This window comes from Tardiphaga sp. 813_E8_N1_3 (assembly GCF_051811025.1).
Lineage (GTDB): Bacteria > Pseudomonadota > Alphaproteobacteria > Rhizobiales > Xanthobacteraceae > Tardiphaga.
On sequence record NZ_JBPWQE010000001.1, the window covers coordinates 4216857 to 4237709 of the forward strand.

Consider the following 20853-nt stretch of genomic DNA (forward strand, 5'->3'; position numbering starts at 1 on the left):
TCGTTTTTGTCAAAAAAGTCAAGTTTTCGTCCTCCAAGCGCCCGCCATCGCTCGCGACGGGGTCGCTCGGCCATCTCCCCGCCACCAAGCTCGAAAAATGTCTCGCTGCGATCTTGAACCCTATGTCGCCGTACCGATATAAGAGGTATCGCTACGGCGACATAGGATCGGATATGGCAGAAGATGACACAAAACTGACCCTTACAGGGCTGAAATTACTAGGTTTCTTCGCGAAAGACCCTTCCAAAAAGTGGTCAGGTGCGGAGATCACACGTGAGATCGGGATCGGCTCCGGAAGCCTATATCCGCTGCTGGCCAAGTTCGAAAATTCCGGCTGGCTCGATCCTGAATGGGAGGTACTCGATCCCACCGAAGCGGGACGCCCCCGGCGCCGCTATTACTCACTGACAGCCATCGGTGCCCGGGCCGCGCAGCGCGAACTTTCTCAGTTCCAGCTTGCTCCCGCGATCGGGAGCCTCGCATGGGTATCTTGAATGACCTGATAATTGGCATCGTCGGCGGCGTGCTGTCTGCTGACCTGGTCGTGTATCACAAGCGCTGGTGTCGCTGGATTATCGGGGCCGCCGTTCGCCGGATTCCTGACAACGCAACGCGCGAAATTAAGCACGAAGAGTGGCTGGCCGCGTTGGACGAAACTGACGGTGTCATTGCGTCGTTCTGGCATGCGGCAGGATGTTTCGTTGGCGCGCCAAAGACGATACCTAAGGAGCGCCGGGCGCTTGTTGGCAAAGTTCGCATTCTAATCAAGGCATCTAAGTGGCAGGACAAGAGTGACATCGCCGAATACTTCAACTCGCCAATCTTCACGGCGATTCAAAAGCTAAGTGAGCAATTGGGCGGGAAGCTTGCCTACGGAATGGTGGGCTCGTTCGTGGCTTGGCTTTTTAGCGCGGGCGCCAGTGTCTTTGCTCTCTACACGTGGTTGAGGAAGCTGTTTTTTTAACTGACCATATTTGCCAGGACTGATAGGCAATAGCACTCAACATTGTTACGGTCTGCGGGTCTAAATGAGCCCAGCTACGCGACGTGCCGGCAAGCCACATCCGCGTCGGCCGGCGCCAACGCGATCATCTGCAAATATTTAAGTTTTAGCTTCAGGCCATGGCCGTCACCGTATTTAGGCTTGCCGCTGGCGTGCCCCATCAGCTCGTCGGTGAGTTCGTCCGGACACTCAACGCTGCGCAGCCGATCCTTGAGACTATGTCGCAGCGAATAGAGCGTGTGCATCTTCGACAGCCACATGCCGTTCTCTTCGAAATACTTGTTCACCGTCGCGGATAGCGTGTCGCCGTTGTCGGCATATTGCGCAAAGCCACTGGGGAATTCGCGCATCGCATCCAGCGAGATGCCGACCAGCGGCACGTCGCGCTCTGAGGCCTGCGATTTCAGCACGCGGCCGAACGGCTTCACCCGCACATGCGGGATCTCCGCATCGAGCAGGATGAAGCCGGGAGTGAGGTTGATGATCTCGACTGGCCGCATCCCGGTATTGACCATGATGCGCACCACGGCCCGCGCCTGGTCGTTGAGGTCATCGAGCGCACCAGGCCGCAAGATCACGCCGGTGATGAACGGAATCGGATAGGGACTGCGGCTGCCATCCTTGCCGCCGCGTAGCCGCAGGCCGGCGACGATGACTTCTTTGTCGAGATTATGCCGCATGCTCACCTCGCGCACCATCCGCGTGATGTGGCTGATGTTCTTATTGGCGGTCCGCACCTGAATGCCCTGATCCTTCACGCGCTTCGACCAGTGGTCGCGCAGCTTCAGCATCTTCTCGCGCGTCAGATCGTTCACCGTGCCGTCGCCCGCGACTTCGATCAGGATTTCGATAGCCCGCTTTTTTGCGGCCTTGAACTTCGTCAACTGCCGCGGCGAATAGCCGAGTCGCTCCGTCGCCGTCGCCAGATCAAATTCCTCATAGAGTGCGGAGAGCTTCACGGTCGGCGCCGCGATCGCGCCCAGCACGGCCGCGCGGGTTTCGAGATCGTGCACCCGATCGCCGGTGCCCAGCGCATCGATGCGGCGAATGAGATCGGCCGGCGCTTCCTTGGCGATCGCAGCCGCCGGCAGATATGGAAGGTCGAGGATCAACGAACGTTTGACGGCCGCGTCGTAATCGAGCTTCGCCTGCTCCGCCTTGCCGCCAGCGCACATGCGCCAGTACGCCTCGGTGTCGAGGTTAAGCCGTCCGGCGATATCAATTGCCTTGCGTCCGCGCTTGTCGTCCGCGACCTTGATGCCGGTCGTCAGCCTGACGGGGACCCGTGTGTCGAAGGCAGCATATTCCTCCGGCACGCGCCGCTGATAGTGCCAAACCCCGTTCCGCTTCGTCAGATACTCACTCACCCTGCCCCCATGTAGGACGCTATGTAGGACGAAATCGTCGCAACAAGGGTTTGAAGAGTCAACGGAATTGCGAAAAAGGCTTGTTTATAAGGGTTTTCCGCGAAAGGCGTGGCGCTCCGTAAGGGAATCGAAGGCCGCCGTAAAAAACTCAATTAAAACATAGGCAAATCAACTTGTCTGCGGAGCCATTGCTACCACCAACTGATACGACCGAACAAGTGGCCACCAACGCTGACTTATATGGTCATTATTGGCGCTCGGACATAACCGGTTGGACGCACCGTGCAAAAGCGCAATTTAGCTCCGACACATCAGGGCCGCCCAGCAAGGTCACGACGAATGCAAAAGCGTCGCCATCGCCTCGGACCGTTCCGTGATCTGAGCGTTCCCCCAGATAACGGCAGCTTTGGTCAGCACTGCGTCCATCGGAAGTTTCGAGTGGACGAGAATTTTTTTCTTTTCTGCAAATACCTTGTTCTTGAGTTTTCCATTCAAGCCGTCTGAAACCAGGATCAAGTTTCCGACTGCAGCGTAGAGCGAATTCGGCTTGTTGCTGTCAGAAGGATTTTGAGGCGCAATATGCTCAATCGTCATTTTGGAATAATCTGCGGCGGCATCCTTTCGAAGTGAAGCGTCAACTTGCTCCAGAACGTAGCGAACAAGCGGTCGATCCCGTGTGTCGGATGCCGAAAATCTCAGTTCGCGCAAACCAGCCAAGAAAGCGCTCTTCTCCGGCAGCTTGTCACGAAGCTTCGTTCTAAAGTCCTGCAAATGTTTGGCGCGGCGCTGCTCGTTTGTTTCAATGGTTAAGTCTCGCGCTGCCGCAGCGTACATTTTTGACACACCACCCGACGATGACTGTCCGGCTATAGCCGTGTACATGAAATGAAACTTTTCAATCGCCGCAATCGTATCACGTGCCTGCTTAAACGAGATTTTCTTGGAATTAAGCGCTCGTAATATTGAAAGGACCATAGGCGTTGGTTGCCGAACCTTGAATATTTTTAGCGCGAGCAAAGAGCGGCGGATTGGGTCGCGCTCCTTTGTCCAATTGAAGTTTTCCGGCTCAAATATGCGCCGATAAGCGTTTACATCGCCAGTAAGGTCATTCAGGTAATCGGCAGCGTTTGCCTTCTTCACATGGGCTTTCACCGCCTTAAACAGAGTCCGCGCCGGCGTATAATCAAATTTCGAAAGCCAGTGATGATGCAGGTAAGTGGAAGTGTCGAGATCAGCGGCGGATTCCGAGAGAGACTTCAGCATGACGTCCCACTTATGCCTTGTCTGATCGACTTCAGATTTCTTAGGCAGAAGCTTTGTAAGCAGGTTTTTAATAAGATCCTTCGGCTCCAGGTCTCGGCCGCGGGTGTTGAGCGTCTCAAAGACAATATAAGCGGCGTCCTCTGTATCGAGTTCAATGATAATAACGTCCAAATCCAGTAGGAAGTTACGATACTTCTCTAACGCCTTTCGAACTGCTCCCGTTTTGGTCGCCTTCGAGCCGTTCCCAGCTCGAATTTCCTCGACCCTCGAGGCAAACCCTGCTTTAGCGAAATCATAAGCGCTTTGTATTCCCCGCTCCTCATCGGACGGCTTGTCGTCAATTTCTGCAGAACCAAACTTGAGGACGTGCTCTTGAAAATAGGGGTACGAAGTCTCGCTTCGCAGCACATATCGCATTTCGGCAGTTATATCTTGTCTCTCGATAATGCCCTGTACACCCTTGGCCAGCTGAGCTTCACCTTCCTCTTCAAGGGTGTCACGTAGCGCAGCCATGAATATTACGATTGTAGTAAGACGTTGTTGACCGTCTACCACAAACTTCTCTTGGTTCTGGCCCGAATAGACGACCATCGAGCCGATGAAATGATCGGCCTTCTCTGAAGTGATCACGTCGCTCCAGAAATCCTCGACATTACCCTTGTCCCAAGAATATGGTCGTTGAAAGCGAGGGATTTTATAAAAAGCGGAACTGAAGAGTGTTCCAATTTTGCTGTCGTATGGCTTAATGTTCATTCGTTGCCCTTCGACTTTGCGAGCGCTCTTTTATTCTTTTGTTGTTCTTGCACCTGTGAAGCTCCTGGAACACTAGCGGCATGAGCCGCGAGAAGCGCCTTGTCGAGCTGCTGCTGAACTACCCGACCTATCTTGAACGGAAATTTTCGCCAGAAGGTGTAAAACTCAGCTTGATTAGAAAACTCACCTCTGCCGTCTCGCAAATCTTGCAGACGAGTAACAGCACCAAGATATTCACGAGTTGTCGAGGAGCGCTGCTTGGATGCGATACGCCACGGTTCCTGCACGATTAGTTCAAGATCATCTACGCGGCCGTTCTTACTCTCATTGAGAGTGTAGATAGCAAGGACATCCAAGTGAGAAGCGTATTGATCAAAGGGACGAAAGGTGCCCGGCCACTTGAGCTGCGGATATCGAAAGTATGTGTTGCCAGTGTAAAGAGTGATGCGGCTATCGGTCTGATTGCCAGACTTAGCCCGCCTCGCCACTTTTACATCAATTGCATGAAATCCGCCGCCAAAGGCGCTTCCCCCAATCTCCATATCTGGATAACCGCGCTCGGTACCCCGTTGGATCGTCGCGTGCTCAAGAGAAGAGATACTTCGGATTAAAAAATCGACAATCGCAACTTCAAGGACGTTCGCCAATGCCGCGGGCTCTTTTGGCAATGGTAGAAAATGGCCACCAGATTGCAGCTTGGCTTGCAGCTCAGCCTCAGACTTCGCGCGGATCGGAAACTTCTGCACCGCGCCGGATCGGTAAATTGCCACGGGTTCTAAGACGTAATCGGAAAGCGTCGCACGCAGCCACTCTAGGGGACCCGCGGGGTAGGTCGCCTCAGGAACAATCTTCTTGTGATCCGACACCTCTTGCACCTTCCCAAAATCAAGCAAATCATGATTATCAACATGCGAAGCGCGCGCGGAGAGGTTGTCTTCTGCCGGCTATTATCCTTTCTGGAGTGATTCGGTGACTCGACTCAAGGCAATCAGCCTTTACACAGGCGTCGGAGGCCTAGACTTTGGCTTTGAAGCGGCAGGGTTTGAGACAGCCGTCGCAGTCGAAATGGACCCAACAGCGTGCCGCGCACTTGCGGCAAACCGGCGCTGGCCAATCTTAGGCGAAGATATCCACAGGCTCACTGCGGGTCAGATTCTGAGTGCCGGCCAGCTATCGCGGGGCGAAGCGGATGTCCTCATCGGAGGTCCCCCATGTCAGCCTTTTTCGAAATCCGGTTATTGGGTCCGAGGGGACGCCAAACGGCTGGATGACCCTCGAGCGACAACGCTTGAGGCATATCTCCACATCCTTGAGAAGGCTCAACCGCGGGCTTTTCTCCTTGAGAACGTGCACGGACTCGCCTTCCGGGGAAAAGACGAAGGGCTAGAGCAAATTCTTCGCGGCATCGAGGCTGTCAATCGGCGCTGTAAGACGTCTTACAGACCAGCGGTCGCTGTACTGAATGCTGCCGACTACGGCGTTCCTCAGCTTCGGCAGCGCGTTTTTATTGTAGGATCACGCGACGGCACACCGTTTAGCTTCCCTGCTCCAACACATGGGGCATTGAGTGAAAACACCGAAAGCGAGCTTCAGCCTTTTCGAACCACTTGGGACGCTTTGGGCGATTTGCCGTCACTTATGAACGATCCGTCGCTGAAAATGTCGGGAAAATGGGCTGACCTATTACCGACCATTCCTGAAGGTGAAAACTATCTGTGGCACACCAAGCGCGGGGGTGGATCTGCGTTATTCGGTTGGCGAACCCGGTATTGGAATTTTCTCTTGAAGATTGCGAAGGACCGCCCTTCTTGGACCATCCAAGCTCAACCTGGATCTGCAACTGGGCCCTTCCATTGGGCAAATCGCAAGTTTTCCGCTGTTGAGCTGTCTCGTCTTCAGACTTTTCCAGAAGGCCTAGTGCTCCCTTTCAGCCGGAATGAAATTCAGCGCCTTCTCGGCAACGCGGTGCCTTCGCTAATGGCAGAGATATTGGCCCGAGAAATCCGTCGTCAATTGCTGGGACGACGTCGGCAAACCTCCGATCTACTGCTTATGCCGGTGCGACGTGGGCCTGCTCCCCCGCCACAAAAATTAGCTCCGTTGCCGAAGAAATTTAGAGAACTCATTGGAAATCACTCGGACCATCCAGGTGAGGGATTAGGCAACGCTGCGCGGATGAGGCTTACAGTCGCTGCGTGATGCCTCTTTCGAAATAGTCGAGCGGCTGGATATTTCCCCGCGACCGATAGTCAACGCCAACGGTTAGACTGAAGTGACGCCTCTCCATGACCTTGACGACAACCAAATTCGTAGGTTGTAGTCTCATCCAGTCCCAACCTAAAACTGGATAGGCTCATGGCAGAACTTGAACGACCGGCGGCGCGCATCAGACAAGGAAATCTGGTGTTATACGCCACGTCGCTAAAGGTACGGGATCTTCGGCAGCCCAATTTCTATAAAATCGACACGCTCGATTCTGATGAGGGTACAGGCTACCAACGCATATTAAATGAAGCTCGGGCAAAACGCTTGGCTGACTACCTTCTCGATGGGCACAAGGCGTTAGAGGCCTTCCTGCCCACTTCTATTTTTCTTGCGACCGACAAACTTCTCCCATTTGAAGCCGAAAGTAATTCAGTCCGTATTGATTCGGAGAAGGTAGGACCTTTCAATGTTGTCGACGGCCAGCACCGTATTCGGGGACTTGTGTTAGCCGCGGAAAAAGACCCGTCTTTGGACGAGTTCGAAATTCCCGTGAACATTGCGGTGAATCTCGACCCTATTAGTCAAATGGCACATTTTCTGATCGTCAACACAACGCAACGCTCAGTCGACAGAGCCATTGAACAACAAATTGTGGCTCGTCTGACCGACTTAATTGAGTTTCAGAAGACCCCTGTGCTTCCAAAATGGATACAGCGACAAGTAGACAAGGGGGAGGATGCGAGGGCTTTACAAATTGTGCAGTTTCTCAACGCGGAAAAAGAGTCTCCGTGGTTCGGCAAAATTCGGATGGCGAACGATGATGACACCGCGGGCGATGCAACAATCAATCAGAAGAGCTTTGTAACATCGCTCAAGAAGTACGTTTTGACCCCATCAAACCCGGTTTCAGGTGAACAATGGACAGCTGATAGGCAGAAGAAAGTACTAGCTAACTACTGGCGTGCCATTAGCGGGTTGCTCGTCGAATCTGACGATGAAACTTCAGTTATCTTCAAGACTAACGGCCTTCACATGTTTCATTCTGCCAGCCCGGCAATCTTCCTACACCTTGCTAATCTGAAGGACTTCAAGACTGAAACGGTGTCAAAGTTGCTGAAGCAAGCTTTTGAGAACCTACCAGTGGAATATATCGGTGTTTCGACGCCAGCTTTTTGGAAACGAGGCAGCACGGCATCTGGACTAAACCAAGCGGCAATCCGCAAGTATGCAACAGCCCTCTCCACAGCAATGCATAGCCAACCCGGTAGTGACGGTTTCTCGATGTGAACGTCATCGATATTCATCCAGCGGCGGAGCACAGCGCTCCGTTTGAACTATACGCACTAAATCGATTAGCTGACTGTAGCGGCTGTTACTGCTTAACGAACGCAGCCGGAGACATTCTATATGCAGGGCAGGCTATATCGGTTCAACAACGCCTCATTCAACATTTCAATAGTGCGAAAAAGGAAGCATTGACGAATTACGGGCGAGTGTCGCGGGCTTGGTGGCGAGCTGAACCTACCGTCTCTCTTAATGCGCTAGAGCGAGGTTGGCTGGAATCAATCCGTTTGAGAGATGGAAGCTTGCCACCTCTCAACCGCGCGGGTGGACCGATCTAACCGGTGCGTTCAGCTATGCAAAATGGAATCCCTTCGATTCCAAAGTGTACGTTGTGTCAATCCTAAACGGACGTATAGATTTTACACAGAACGCCTTTGGAGGCTCCCGCTGTGTCCGACCGTCCCGTTATCACCTACGTCCGCGTCTCCACTTCTCAGCAAGGGCGCTCCGGTCTGGGCATTGAGGCTCAGCGGCAAACCCTTGCTCACTTTGCGCACTCCGAGGGTCTCACGGTGGCCCGGGAGTTCGTCGAGGTGGAGACTGGCAAAGGATCGGACGCGCTGGACCGCCGCCCGCAACTCAAAGCCGCCCTAGCTGCCGCTAAGAAGCTCAGGTGTCACGTGGCCGTGGCGAAGCTGGACCGTTTGAGCCGCGACGTTCACTTCGTAAGCGGCCTTATGGCCCACAAGGTGCCTTTCCTGGTCGCAGAGCTTGGCCCCGACGTGGACCCTTTCGTGCTTCACCTCTATGCCGCCCTCGCGGAAAAAGAACGTGCCCTCATCTCAACACGCACCCGGCAAGCCCTTGCTGCCGCTAAAGCCCGGGGTGTGACCTTGGGTAACCCAAAGCTCCACGTAGCCCGCAAGAGTGCCGTGGAAGCCGTCAACAGCGAGGCAGATAGATTTGCGGCCAACGTGATCCCTATCATCCGAGAAGCACAGAAGGCGGGAGCGGCAACGCTTAGGGACATCGCAGCAGCTCTCAACGCCCGTGGCGTCGCAACGGCTCGTGGCGGCCAATGGCACGCGAAGTCGGTGAGCAACGTACTTGAGCGGGCCTAGGGGGGGCTACGATGCTGACAATCACGGGCGGACTGATCGGTGGCGTAGCGGTCATCGCGGTGGCACTTGAGGCAACCGGCGTAGCCATTGTGCTTGGCGGAATTGCCTTTTGGCTGGTGTCGCACGGCAGCTAGGCCATGCCAATTTAGTTTGGGTCCCATATCGGCCCATGGGACCCTTTTTGGATCGCATCGGCGACCCGACTTCAAAGAACTCGGAGTAAAGCCGCAGCCGCCGCCCGGGTGACAACTGCACCGCGTTGCGGAGAACCCCTTGGGCCTATCTTGAACCTTTGAGTAATTTTCTGTTCCATGCTCAAAAGATTGGCGATTACGCAACTACTTGCACGGGCGGCAAGTTTTAGAGGAAGGCGCATATGCTGAATATCCGCGCTCTTTTTTGTCTCGGGTTACTCTGGTGTTCGGCATTGTCGGCCGCAGAAATTGACTATTCTAAGATTGACTACAGTCAATATGCCCGGCCTGAAAGGCTTCGCCTCGCGAAGTGCTTCGGAGACATGCTCGAAGTTGTTGAGCGACACCGGTTGCGGACCGAGTTACTCTATTTTCTTGAAGCAGGTTGCTCCGCTGAAATGCGGGCGGTGGAAAATGCGCTTTCTAAAAATCCACCTCCGGGCCTTGAAGGTCTTGACGGGCGAATTTTGGCGCCTTCCTTCATCGGACCAATGGAGCAAAGGGCCGAAGAGCGCTACGCAAGCAAAAAAGTATCATTCTGCAGCGGCGAGACATGCGTACTAGAAAGATATCGGGAATGCGCCGCCGTCGAAGCTCAGAGTACGTTGAGGAAACGTCTTAAGCCCGCTGATTTTGAGGCCTCGGCCAGGAAGCAATGCGGCTCTAAAGAAGCAATTGCACGCGCCGCTCTAGTGAGTGATTTCACTGCCGCGCAACAACTTCAACAAAGCATAGAGTTATCATCTAAGACACGCGAGTTGATTGAACGAGTTATTGCCCAGCTGCGACAGCAAGCGGTCGCGGATTATGCAGAAGCGCTTACAAAAATTGATCCAGCTAGAAAGTCTTGCAAAATACCAGTGCAAATGTGCGGCAATTCTGAGTGCTTTTCGTTAGACGATGTGTCACCCGCGCAACGAGAATATGAATGCGCAGTTCAACGATGAAACACCCATAACTCGCCATTGCTAATTCTTCCCTGCGCTATCAAGGGTGGCTCGAATATCTCGCAAGATTTGCAAGAGGGGCACCCCGAACAGCTCGGAGGTCATCCACACTGTGTCTGGGAACGTAGGCTTTGCATCGTTCATCCAGTCTAGACGCTCATTGATAATCAACCACATGATGGCTTCGCCGTAGTCTGGTTTCCGTGACATCACATAAACCCTTCGGCGTGCACGCTTCCACGCGGAAACCGTTATAATCTTCGGGTCAATCGCGACTATTTTGGGTCCCATATGGGTCCATGGGGCCCTTTTGGTCTCAGTTGGCCACCCTGCTTCAAAAACTTCGGAGTAAAGCCGCAGCCGCCGCCCGGGTGATAGCTGCACTGCGCACTGTGGATCTTGAGGTATGCAGAAGAATCATTCTTCTCCTGTACGTAAACCTTGGAGATTCGCGTGAAGTCCTACTCACTAGCAGCCGTGCTGATTTGCGCTGTGCTGTCGTTCCCCGCGACCGCTCAATATGTGGCGCCTTCTGTACCTACTGGCCGTGCAAAGATTTGCATCACAACAGACGCCCGATTGCGTTCCGGCCAAAAGCTAATCTTGCCGCCGATGACTGCATTTTCGGATGCGGGGGTATCCGCCAACGACCTGCGCAAACCTTGGTCTCTAAGCGACACGGAAGCGAAAGCAACGGACGCTTCGTTCGTCACAAGCGAGGAGGTATCCTTCAGCAAAGAGCGCCCGTGCTCCGAAGCATCAGTGCGAATGCTCATCGGTCCCTTGTCAAAGGTCAAGGAGGCCAAGGCCGCCGACCGGCACATCTGGCACATGGATGACGTTCTTGATTACACTCTAGTCAAGGTACGTCCGCCGATTGAGCTAGGCGAACTCATCGACAACATATGGGTTCGTGCTGTCCTAGTGTCTGACGCCGCCCATCCTTACGAGAGGCCTGCACGCTCCTTGAGTGATGCGGATCGGATGGCACGATGCCTAAAGGTTGCTAACGGTGTCATCTCGGTTGTAGGCGGCACCATCAAGCGTCAGACCAACTCAGTAGTGATGATCACGCACGCTGCGGCCAGCGAGATGTCAATCGGGTGTTCATTGCGCGACCCCGACTTGTTTGTTTCTTGGGATGGCGCGCTTCCGACCAAGCCCACGTTGGCGCTGGTGGTTGAGGCGAGCCAGTATGTGACGGGTGCGTCCCCCGAGAACCTTAAGGACGGCACTGTGAAATGCATACGGGAGGCTCTGAAGCCAAGCTCCCAGGAAACCGCAGCAGTCCACCTGACCGGATCAAAATTTGAATGTCAGGCGTTTCAACGAGACGGCGGCGGCGGTTCGATAACGATTTTGCGTAGATTTGGCGATTACCCAAATCGCGATTGAACACGGCATTCCGCCAGCGTGTCAGGAGTGAGAGAAAGTCACTGGCACTTGCGGGTTTTCTTGGGTCCCATATCGCCCCACGGGACCCTTTTGGCCTCACGTCGGCATCCCAACTTCAAAGCATTGGGAGTAAAGCCGCAGCCGCCGCCCGGGCGACAACTGCACTGGGCGCTGGCCCACCTTTGGGGAAGCAGAAAACGTCCTGCTCACGTACAAGTGCTGACGCATCAAATACTTACCGACCAAACACCCTGACCTATAGAGGAAGAGGGGGCGCCTTCGTAACTCCCACCCACCACGGACTATCAACCAGCAACGGAAACATGAACCCACGACCATCACCGAAGACCCTGCCACCAGACTTCAACGATATCCGCCGCTATCTCAGCTCCATCGACCAACGACAAAACTTAGGCCGCTTCATCAAGGCCAAGTGGACCCCCGCCGAACTCGCAGAGTGCGCGCGTGATATCTACCTAGCCCCAGGCAGAACCTATCCAACCAAGGTCTCCTATCAGCTCGCTATGACCTTCGGCCCCACGACCCCTCACGCAAAGGCCCTCCTCGCCATCCTGCGAGCCCCCGGCTTCAAGATGCCTCCATTCAACCGCCCTGTGCCCAAGCGCTACGAGTGGGACGACATTGACAACCCAGACCACACACCAGAGATACGAAGCGACGTGGACGTCATCGCGCGGCTCTATCGTGATCGGCAATCGGATCGCCTTGAGATGCCCCGGGCTGCTCGTGATGAGCCTGTGCCCAAATGGCTATGGCGGCGTGCCTATCGCCTTCGTAATCGCTACCACTCGCTAGAGGACACCTTGGACATCCAAGGCCTCCGTGAGCCCGAGCCACCTGACGAAGAGCTATCTGTCCCGACGTTGCCAACCGACGCTCAAAGCACAATGCAGGCAGGCCTAGTCACCGAATAAGAGAAAACGGCGCTGAAGCACGTCCCTCGATGGACACCAAAGCTTCCGCAGTAAAGCGCTAGGCGGCTTGATCCGCCCATTTCGCTCTCTCGCCCCACCTCCGACTTCCAACTAAAGAAACCGTTCTTATGACAGGCGCAGACAGGTTCACACCGTGAATTTTACACGCTGGATAGAAGACTACTACACCGAATACTGGCACTCGTTAGGAGGCCCTTCCCTAGCACCTTACGTAGATTCACGCTTCGGCGGATTCTTAGGACTGTCCTTTGCGTTGCTCTACGCCGGGCTCTTAGTCCGAGGATTTGTCACAGATCGTCGCAGTTGGTTGGCCGCGTGGCATCAGTTCTGGCTGCCCGGCTTTTACGTTGCGTGGTTGTTCCGATATGTGAGCGGCTTTGTGTCGGCATGCAGGAAAGCCTACATGATTTTACGACCACGCCCTCAATTCCGCCCCGCAGGTACCATGCCTGCTGTTCTCATGGTCCACGGTCAGCCTGTGTTTCTAACTGGGCTTCCAGCGGCGCTGAAGAGGGCGTCTGCTTGTACAACAGGCGGCCACCAGAATGGATAGGACCCGAACAGACTTCTAAATTCTGTTGAAGATATCTGCCAATTGGCGCGCTTAGGGCCGCCTCGAAGTATAGCTGTGCTTCTGTTCCTCGTTCAGCATGAGGAGGAATTATGGAAGACGCACCCGAGCAACGAGAGCACCTCGGACCTGTAACACCGGAGATGCGCTCCTACGTACTAGCGCTGAAAGCAACCTTGGCGCCTTGGGTTTCCTGTCATCCGACATCCCCGATACAGCTGGTCAGGACATTTGTACAAATTAGCCTCTCCGAGGGCTGCACTGTTGGGGAGCTGGCCGCTAAGTGCGACACTGATCCCGGCGTTATGTCCCGCCATGTAAGCTTGCTGGGCCTCAAAGGCAGGCTTGGTACAAACGGGCTAGGGTTCGTCGCGCTTTCCCAGAGAGTGCACGGTGATCGCCGGGAGCGCAGAGTGGTGCTTACGGATCGGGGAGCGGCGATGGCTCGCGAAATGGCTGACACGTTGCGTCTATTCCATCCCCTTCGGAAGCGGCACAGGGGGCGACGTAAGAGCGTTCAGAGGCCTAGCGATTCACTGGTCGCCAGCCACGTTGGCCACATGCAACACGGAAGGTCTTAGGCCGTAGACTCATAAGCACGGAGCCATAGGCGCATTGAGGCGAGCTGGACCATGGCAAGGAAGTTTGCGGCCAGCTTGTCATAGCGGGTGGCGACACGGCGGAAGTGCTTGAGCTTCGAGAAGAACCGCTCGATCAGGTTGACCGCAGCACGAAGATGCCATTCAGCACACGGCGATCATCGACGCGCGGCACGCCTCGCGGCTTGTTGGGCAGCAGCGGTTCGATCACGCGCCACTCGAAGTCGGTCAGATCATATCGGCTCATGCCGATGCTGAATCAGAACCCGTCGCGATATGAAAGCCGCCAGTCGTCAGATGGGCGATTATGCTGGGCGATCGGTCGCATCGAGCTCTTTTGCCGGAACAAACTCGGTCACAAATCCTCCCTGCCACCCGGTCACTCCGAGTGTGACAGGATAGATATTGAACCCGTCGGGAAAGTCTCGAAATCCTGGTTGATCGCGCAAACGAGCTATTGCTTCCGCCGCATCGGCATTGGTCGGGTAGATACCAATGTGCAGCTCTGTATCCTCACGATCCGGATACTCGCGCTCGAACCAAAGATCATAAACGACCGTCATGGCACCTATCTATCCTAGGCCCTCGCTAACGGCAACGATAACGGCGCCGACCAGCACGCCTAGCCGCCATCCCTGTTTATGGGTTCACAGCCTAGGAATCCCGCTGCGCTCAAATGAATCTGCAAGCTCCTCTGGGGCGCTCAAAGGTTGCACGCAGAGGTCACTCGGGCCGTTATCGCAGCTCTAGACGGGACAACGCCAACAGCGGCTACGCGGCTCACTAGTCCGCTATAGACGCCAATATTCTTGTGAAAGATGCTGACCGATTGTGTTGCATTGGGTCTAACCGCCGTTCCACGTGTTTCACTGAGGTTCTTTATTGCCCTTGGAGAACCACGTGGACCGCTCAGCAAGAACTTCGTCACTATCCCCACAAGACCGCACGGCCTGCGGTCGGGTTTTCTACATGTTGGAGGTTCTTACAGAACTCCACCCGACGATGACCGCGCTCCTCGCAAAGGTATTTCTTCGGATAGCAATTGAAGATGGTCTTACGGGTACCGATATCGCCGCTCGGACACACGTGAACCCGTCCGTGACGACACGCCACCTAAAGGCCTTAGGGGCTCACGGGGGCGGTCTTGGCTTGGTTCGGTTCGTTCAAGGACCTCTTGGTGATCGTCGCCAAAAGCACGTCGCGCTAACACCGAAAGGAAGGGAAGTGATCAGGGACATGTTTCAGGCGTTCAAAATGGGCGCTCGGGCTCGTGGGGAACGTATGGCTAGAGCCATGCAAGCCGAAAGAGCCAAGGACGGCTTGGGCGTCCCCGCGAAAACCGCTGGTCCCTCGTGAGATACGCCATTGAGGGGCACCAAAAGCCTACGGAGTCCACTGGCGAGCTTTGGAAGCGGCGAGTCCCTTCGGTGATCCTGAAGGATCAAATGAGTCTACGGGCTCCTCTGGGCGACTGTGGGACTTCCCAGCCTGCGGACCGGCACCACAGACAATTACACCGCCCGCTCATAAACTTTTTTGAGCCCAAACATTCGTTCCACGTTATGGCCGTGGTAATACGCAGTGATGGAGAGGGGTATATACCATGAATATTATACCCCTATTCCCTATGGTCCCCTAAGTACCCCATAGCTAACCCTAGCGCCGGTGACATTATTAGAAATCCCAAGGATCGCTCACGTCCAACCTTGGCAGCATTCCAGTCGTCCGGCGGTACTGCTCAGTGAGCACGTTCATGGCCAGTTTCACCTTGGTCCTTGGAACGATCAGACTATCGTGGACCGGCAGACTTGGAACACCATGCTCACGCATCAGCGCCTGCATAGAGCCGATGATGATCTCGCTTTCGGCGAACATAAGGTCCCCGTAGTCACGCACCCGGCCTCTGATCGGGCCACCCCAGCGTTCGAGCAATGGGTGTCGCTTCAGGACCTTCTCCCGGACAACCTTCAGCGGGTAGGCTTGAGGATCGAACGGCAACGCGACTGGCCCCTCAACGAGCTTATTTTCCAGCTGCTGCTTTAGGTTCTTTGACCATTTCTTGATTAGGCCGCTGTTGCCGAACGAGGCATTGATCCAAAACTTTGCAACGTCCCTATCCAACTTCGTCGGACCGAGGATGTCGGCGTAAGCATCATCGTCCAAATCGAGCTGCTGATCGTTCCAAGCATAAAAGATGCTGAGATACGAAGACCCGAGGTCAATCTCGGCCACACGTGCTCCGTCAATGCGCATGTCAAGCCGCGTTGCCTCAGGAACGCTCTGATAGTTGACCTTCCTCGCCGTGGGCTGAGCGTACAACCGGCCCCCTTTGTTCCACTTGAAGTCCGGGTGATTGCTGAGATGAAACTTCCGTACCCAACCGATATGCCTGATGGTTGGGTGTGAAATTGGGTGTTGCGCAATGAAGGCGTTCAATTCAGCCACCTCCTCTCGGAGCTTATTGGCTTTGGCATTCTTGGGTGTTGGCTCGAACGGCGACGTCAGTTGCACCAATTCTGAAGGCATCTGATAATCGACATGGAAGTGCGCAGTGACATTGTCCGGTGTCACACCATGACATGCGCAGAGGTCAATGAGCCGCACTGTCGCTTTATATCTGGTCATCCTGCCGTGTGAGGGGCCGGGATTGCCGAAAGCGAGCTTGCCGGGATAGCCCTTAACAGTTTCCACGAGCCCCGCAGCGAGCCACGTATCACGGACATTTTGAAATTGCCGCTGCGTCACAGGCTTGCCGGTGAATTCAGCCTTCTTAAGAGAGCACCTGATCCAGCCTCCCCGGATGTCATCGCCGTAGGCCTGTAGCAGCTCAGCAAGGAAGGCGGCGATAGCGGTCTCAAACCCCGATTTGCGCTTGATCTGCGGGTAGCCCTTCGCCGTCTTGGCTTCTCCAGTATGCCGGGGGTACTTGTCCGCTAGATGGGTAACGAGCGCCTGCGCTGCATCGGTCTCGGCGCGCCCGCTTAAGCTGGCTTGAGGAGCATTATTGAGTTCATCTTTATCGCCGGAGGTCAGCTCTGCTGCCTCAAAGGTCGCATCAGCGACGCTGTCGTCATCGAACGTGTCGTCATTCACGAAGTAAATTCCATCTCACCGTTCACATAAGCGGGTGCACAGAGAGGCACAGGGGCCACTAAGAAATAGAAAACCAAGCGTCCTTGTGTCTCTCTGCCCTTGTTTGTCTTGCGTCAGCGCGCTGGCCCGTACACTGCATCTACGACTGGGGTGATCATTTGGCTGTGATCTAGGCCTGCGTTCTGTGCCCTTTTATCAACCCAATCGGTGAGGTCTGTGCCCCACCCAATGACGCGCTCACCAAAGCTCATCAGCCACCATCCGAAACGAATACCAGCGCGTGCCATTGCGTACTTCATTTGCAGCCCCTTCGATGTGATGTGGACCCCGCAGGGTCGGTTGATATTGATTACGCAACGCAACGCTTACTGAAATCAAAAGGCGGACAGAGGCGCTCAGCGCTTCTTGCGATCCGAAGCAACGAACGGGCGCACCTTGGAAAGGTCGAGACCCGGATATGAAATGCGATTGATCGCCCCTGCTAACACCTTGGCGCCGAACCGCGAGAGCATAGCGTTCGCGCCGTATCCCGAGCCAACGGACGAATCCTGCGCGTGCCCAACGAGCGCCTCCCGAGCCTCGGGATCAGCCTCGCCGCGCCGCAGTGCGTCCTTAACTGTATGACGGAAGCTGTGAAACACTTTCGCCTGATCTTTGACACCAGCCCCTCTGAGATAGCGTCCGAACCACTTAGAGAAGGCTGGCACTCCCGCTTTGCCCTTGTCCGGCGAAACCAATGGGAAAAGCCACGCGTCAGGACCTTCTGCACGCCGCCTGCGCTCAACGTAATCCATGAAGCCGAGCGCGAGCACCTTAGGATGTACAGGCACGACCCGCTCGGATGTTTCGGTCTTTAGGCGCTTTCCGCGCGCCCGGTCCGTCACGAAATAAAGGAGCGGTGTTGAAGTCTCAGCGTCCACGCGCACGTTCGCTACGGCTAGACTCCCTAGTTCTGCCTGCCGCGCTCCTGAGAACAGCGCGAGAATGGGCAACCAGAAGCCTGCGTCTCCATGAGCACCGACAGGATACTTGTGCTGTGTGAAGACAGGCGTGTTGAACAAAAGCTGAAGCTCGGCGGTCTCAAACGAAGTGCGCTCAGAGCGGTCCTCCGGGAGACGTAGAGCACCGAATGGGTCCGTCCATTGAGCGTCATCAGGCACGAGCCCCTTGTTGTTTGCCCAACGTGCTATCGCTTGCACCGCGCCAAGCTGCTTATTCACGGTACGTGGGGAAACCTTGGCAGCGTTAGGGTGCTTGCGACCGTATTCAGCCAAGTCCGGTAATGGTGCTGCCTTCAATTTACCAGTGCGCAGACTTGCGATAGGCACCAGCTGGAGTGCTTCGCGAAACTCCCGTGCATGGCTCTTCTTGATGTCGGCCACGAGCAGATCACCGTGAAGCTGAATAAACATATCAACTGCACGGCGATACTCGTGAACGGTGCCTGCTGATTTGGCTCGTTCTTTTTCCCAGCCAGAGAATGCATCTTTAAGTGTGCCGCCTGTCACGGTGTTGAGGCTCTGGGGACCTCGGGTGAACGCTGGTGTCTCGATCGGTTCACCGGCATTGCGCTGCTCTATGGCCTGCAGTGCCCTCACGTAGGCCCGCAAGGCGTGCATTCCTAGCTCGCGGTAGGCCGGGCTTTTGCGGTCTAGCTCGATTTCGAACTCTGCCAACAACAGGTCAAGGTCATCTTCAACAGCCGCGATGTCACCCAAAGCGAGGGCTTCGCGCATTGTCGCCAGCTCATGGACCATGTGCTCTCGCTGGCGCGCAAGCTGCTCCGGTTGCCAACCATGTTCACGGAGGCTTTCGAGCGGATACGGCAATTGGAAGCTCGGGTCTTCGTTGTGGCGTACCCAATCAGCCGCTTCAGCAACACGCGCCCTGCCTCCGAACCGGAAGGCTTCGTCGTCAGCCAAAAGCTTGCCATAGAGCGCCTCCGACATCCGCGCGATTTCAGCCGCATTGAGATTACTGCGGACAGGCGGCTTGACCTTTGGCGCCGCTAAGGCAGCGGCCTCACGAAGGACCCTGTCGAACTCCATCTGGACCGGCTTCGCGCGCACATTGGCCGCTCGGAGGTCTTTGGTCCCGAGGGACTTCTTGAGGTAGGCCTGCTTAGGTTTGCCACCACCCAGCACACGCGCAACGGCCACTTGGAGGCGCTCTGGCACCTTCTGCTGAGCGTAATAGGTGCCGTGTCTGTCTTTGATCAAACCCATCAACGCACGCATCAAAATGACCACTTTCTGCTACCACCTGAAAGCAGAGAAAGCCAATGATTGCGCTATGTTCTTGAGTTTTCGACGCTTCTTAAAGCGATGGCGCTCCGTAAGGGAATCGAACCCTTATTTTAGCCTTGAGAGGGCCATGTCCTAACCGTTAGACGAACGGAGCGTGCGCGGGAGGGGATAGCCGGGAATGGCGGCGGCTGCAAGATGCTGGCGGCCCTGCTCCCCATCATGGTTATGGTCCCCCAACCGAACTCAGTGGTCGCAGGCGAAATCTAGGGCTCGCTAGCGAATTTCAGCGTGCCCGCGGGTTTCAGGCTCTTGGCGTCGAAAGTGCGGATTTCGGTGCTGCCACCGACGTCCAGTGTCAGCACGATCCGGTCGCCGGCTACCCCCGTGGAGAGGATTTTGGCGCCTTTCGGCAGGGTCGCGGTCGTCGCCGACGTCACGGTGCTTCCATCCGTGCGGAAAAGGCGGTAGCCGATCACAACGAGCAGCGCGCCGACGCCCAAGGCGGTGGTCAGGCCCGCGATCAGCATCATGCGGCGGACGCGCGCGATCGTGGCGGCCTGTTCAAGGGTCGGTTCGGGCGCGCTATCGGCGGCGGGCTGGGTCATGCAAACACTCGTCTCTGAATTCACGGCTCTCGAAGCAACACGCTTCTGTCAGGTAAGGCTTTACGGAATGAACGATCAACGGCTGGATGTCACGGTGCAGGGCGACGAAGGCTCCACCCGGCTCGATCGCGTGCTCGCCGTGCGCAGCCCGGCTTTGTCGCGGTCGCGGCTGAAAGCGCTGATCCTCGCCGGCCAAGTGACGATCACCCGGTCGTCACAGGACCCCACCCCCGTGCGCGACCCCGCTTATCATGTCGCTGCCGGCGATACGATCACAATCGACGTCCCGCCGGCCATCGCGCCGGAGCCTGAAGGCGAGGATATCGCCCTCGATATCGTGTTCGAGGACGAGGACATCATCGTCATCAACAAGCCGAAGGGCCTGGTCGTGCACCCCGCCGCCGGCCATGAAACCGGCACGCTGGTGAATGCGCTGATCGCCCATTGCGGAGCCAGCCTATCGGGGATCGGCGGCGTCAAGCGGCCGGGCATCGTGCACCGGCTGGACAAGGACACCACCGGGCTGATGGTGGTCGCCAAGAACGACGCCGCGCATCAGTCTTTGACCGCGCAATTCGCCGATCACGGCCGCACCAACGAGATGCGGCGCGGCTATATGGCCTTTGCCTGGGGCATTCCGAACCGGCCGCGCGGCACGGTGGAAGCGCCGATCGACCGCCATCCCCATGCCCGCGAGAAAATGGCCGTCCGCGAAGGCGGCCGTGATGCCGTCACCCATTGGGAAGTGCTGCAGGAATTCCCCGATCGCCACGGCAAGCCGATCGCGACCCTCTTGGCCTGCCAGCTCGAGACCGGCCGGACCCACCAGATCCGCGTGCATCTCGCCCATATCCAGCATCCGCTGATGGGGGATTCGGTTTATGGCTCGCACTTCAAGACCAAGGCGTCGTCGCTGGGCGTAAAGAGCCGCGCGGCGCTGGAAGCGCTCGACCGGCAGGCGCTTCACGCCTATTTGCTCGCTCTGGAGCACCCTCGCACGGGCGAGATTCTGGAGTGGACCAGCGAGCTTCCTCACGATTTGGCGATTCTGCGGGCCTATATGGCCGTGCCAGAATGACGCAGATGCATATAAAAAAGTAATGTTTTTCAAACGCTTATATGAGCCCCACGGGAACGTGACAGGGAATTCACTTTCAATACGCTTGTAGTAGGGTGTATGTTGCACTTGCGTCAAATGAGACGCGGAACATCGCAGCCAGGGCGGCTTTAACAAAGCGCTCGCTGCCTGGC

At 55.9% G+C, this 20853-nt stretch carries 18 protein-coding genes, 1 tRNA gene and 2 pseudogenes; 11 read left to right on the forward strand and 10 right to left on the reverse strand.

Annotation, left to right across the window (positions count from 1 at the left end):
• The first annotated feature begins 173 nt into the window (after positions 1-173).
• A complete protein-coding gene (locus AB8A33_RS19950; protein WP_439094312.1) occupies positions 174-494 on the forward strand; it encodes a PadR family transcriptional regulator in 321 nt (106 codons plus the stop codon).
• Entirely contained in the window at positions 482-964 is a 483-nt protein-coding gene (locus AB8A33_RS19955) for a hypothetical protein (RefSeq protein ID WP_439094313.1), read from the forward strand. Before AB8A33_RS19950 ends, AB8A33_RS19955 begins: the two co-directional genes overlap by 13 nt.
• A gap of 74 nt (positions 965-1038) precedes the next feature.
• Here AB8A33_RS19955 and AB8A33_RS19960 read toward each other — a convergent pair whose 3' ends face one another.
• From AB8A33_RS19960 to AB8A33_RS19970, 3 genes are all read right to left on the reverse strand, one after another.
• Complete coding sequence (locus tag AB8A33_RS19960) at positions 1039-2370, reverse strand: molecular chaperone (RefSeq protein WP_439094314.1); 1332 nt, start codon at positions 2368-2370, stop codon at positions 1039-1041.
• 330 nt (positions 2371-2700) lie between these two features.
• Positions 2701-4386 carry a DUF262 domain-containing protein gene (locus tag AB8A33_RS19965; protein WP_439094315.1) on the reverse strand — a complete coding sequence of 562 codons (1686 nt, stop codon included), beginning with the start codon at positions 4384-4386 and terminating at the stop codon, positions 2701-2703.
• A complete protein-coding gene (locus AB8A33_RS19970) occupies positions 4383-5252 on the reverse strand; it encodes a type II restriction endonuclease (RefSeq protein ID WP_439094316.1) in 870 nt (289 codons plus the stop codon). The genes AB8A33_RS19965 and AB8A33_RS19970 overlap by 4 nt, the downstream gene beginning before the upstream one ends.
• A 103-nt stretch (positions 5253-5355) precedes the next feature.
• Here AB8A33_RS19970 and AB8A33_RS19975 point away from each other — a divergent pair, with 103 nt between their 5' ends.
• The 8 genes from AB8A33_RS19975 to AB8A33_RS20010 all read left to right on the forward strand — a co-directional run bounded on the left by AB8A33_RS19975 (position 5356) and on the right by AB8A33_RS20010 (position 12467).
• Complete coding sequence (locus AB8A33_RS19975; RefSeq protein WP_439094317.1) at positions 5356-6585, forward strand: DNA cytosine methyltransferase; 1230 nt, start codon at positions 5356-5358, stop codon at positions 6583-6585.
• A gap of 156 nt (positions 6586-6741) precedes the next feature.
• On the forward strand, positions 6742-7878 hold the full coding sequence (locus tag AB8A33_RS19980; RefSeq protein WP_439094318.1) for a DGQHR domain-containing protein: 1137 nt from the start codon (positions 6742-6744) through the stop codon (positions 7876-7878).
• Positions 7875-8213 (forward strand): GIY-YIG nuclease family protein, encoded by a 339-nt coding sequence (locus AB8A33_RS19985; protein ID WP_439094319.1) that lies wholly within the window; start codon positions 7875-7877, stop codon positions 8211-8213. Before AB8A33_RS19980 ends, AB8A33_RS19985 begins: the two co-directional genes overlap by 4 nt.
• A 111-nt stretch (positions 8214-8324) precedes the next feature.
• Positions 8325-8996 (forward strand): recombinase family protein, encoded by a 672-nt coding sequence (locus AB8A33_RS19990; protein ID WP_439094320.1) that lies wholly within the window; start codon positions 8325-8327, stop codon positions 8994-8996.
• A gap of 11 nt (positions 8997-9007) precedes the next feature.
• Positions 9008-9130: a hypothetical protein gene (locus AB8A33_RS19995; protein WP_283804896.1), complete on the forward strand. Its 123-nt coding sequence runs from the start codon at positions 9008-9010 to the stop codon at positions 9128-9130.
• Positions 9131-9372: 242 nt separating this feature from the next.
• On the forward strand, positions 9373-10137 hold the full coding sequence (locus AB8A33_RS20000; protein WP_439094321.1) for a hypothetical protein: 765 nt from the start codon (positions 9373-9375) through the stop codon (positions 10135-10137).
• A gap of 453 nt (positions 10138-10590) precedes the next feature.
• The gene (locus AB8A33_RS20005; protein WP_439094322.1) at positions 10591-11532 is read left to right on the forward strand and encodes a hypothetical protein; all 942 of its coding nucleotides are present in this window, start codon (positions 10591-10593) and stop codon (positions 11530-11532) included.
• A 323-nt stretch (positions 11533-11855) separates the two neighbouring features.
• The gene (locus tag AB8A33_RS20010) at positions 11856-12467 is read left to right on the forward strand and encodes a hypothetical protein (protein WP_439094323.1); all 612 of its coding nucleotides are present in this window, start codon (positions 11856-11858) and stop codon (positions 12465-12467) included.
• Positions 12468-13636: 1169 nt separating this feature from the next.
• On the opposite strand, the pseudogene AB8A33_RS20015 reads toward AB8A33_RS20010, so the two are convergent.
• The 7 genes and pseudogenes from AB8A33_RS20015 to AB8A33_RS20045 all read right to left on the reverse strand — a co-directional run.
• Positions 13637-13780, reverse strand: a pseudogene (locus tag AB8A33_RS20015) (IS5/IS1182 family transposase); the annotation flags it as partial.
• Between the two features lie 14 nt (positions 13781-13794).
• A pseudogene (locus AB8A33_RS20020) lies at positions 13795-13905 on the reverse strand (IS5/IS1182 family transposase); the annotation flags it as partial.
• A 58-nt stretch (positions 13906-13963) separates the two neighbouring features.
• Positions 13964-14221, reverse strand: coding sequence for a DUF7336 domain-containing protein (locus AB8A33_RS20025; protein ID WP_439094324.1), 258 nt, complete (start codon positions 14219-14221; stop codon positions 13964-13966).
• Positions 14222-15332: 1111 nt separating this feature from the next.
• A complete protein-coding gene (locus tag AB8A33_RS20030; protein WP_439094325.1) occupies positions 15333-16751 on the reverse strand; it encodes a hypothetical protein in 1419 nt (472 codons plus the stop codon).
• 395 nt (positions 16752-17146) lie between these two features.
• Positions 17147-18988 (reverse strand): DUF6538 domain-containing protein, encoded by a 1842-nt coding sequence (locus AB8A33_RS20035; protein WP_439094326.1) that lies wholly within the window; start codon positions 18986-18988, stop codon positions 17147-17149.
• An 88-nt stretch (positions 18989-19076) separates the two neighbouring features.
• Positions 19077-19151: transfer RNA gene (locus AB8A33_RS20040), tRNA-Glu, on the reverse strand.
• Positions 19152-19260: 109 nt separating this feature from the next.
• The gene (locus tag AB8A33_RS20045; protein WP_439094327.1) at positions 19261-19602 is read right to left on the reverse strand and encodes a hypothetical protein; all 342 of its coding nucleotides are present in this window, start codon (positions 19600-19602) and stop codon (positions 19261-19263) included.
• Between the two features lie 67 nt (positions 19603-19669).
• Here AB8A33_RS20045 and AB8A33_RS20050 point away from each other — a divergent pair, with 67 nt between their 5' ends.
• Positions 19670-20680 carry an RluA family pseudouridine synthase gene (locus tag AB8A33_RS20050; RefSeq protein WP_439094328.1) on the forward strand — a complete coding sequence of 337 codons (1011 nt, stop codon included), beginning with the start codon at positions 19670-19672 and terminating at the stop codon, positions 20678-20680.
• Positions 20681-20853 lie beyond the last annotated feature (173 nt).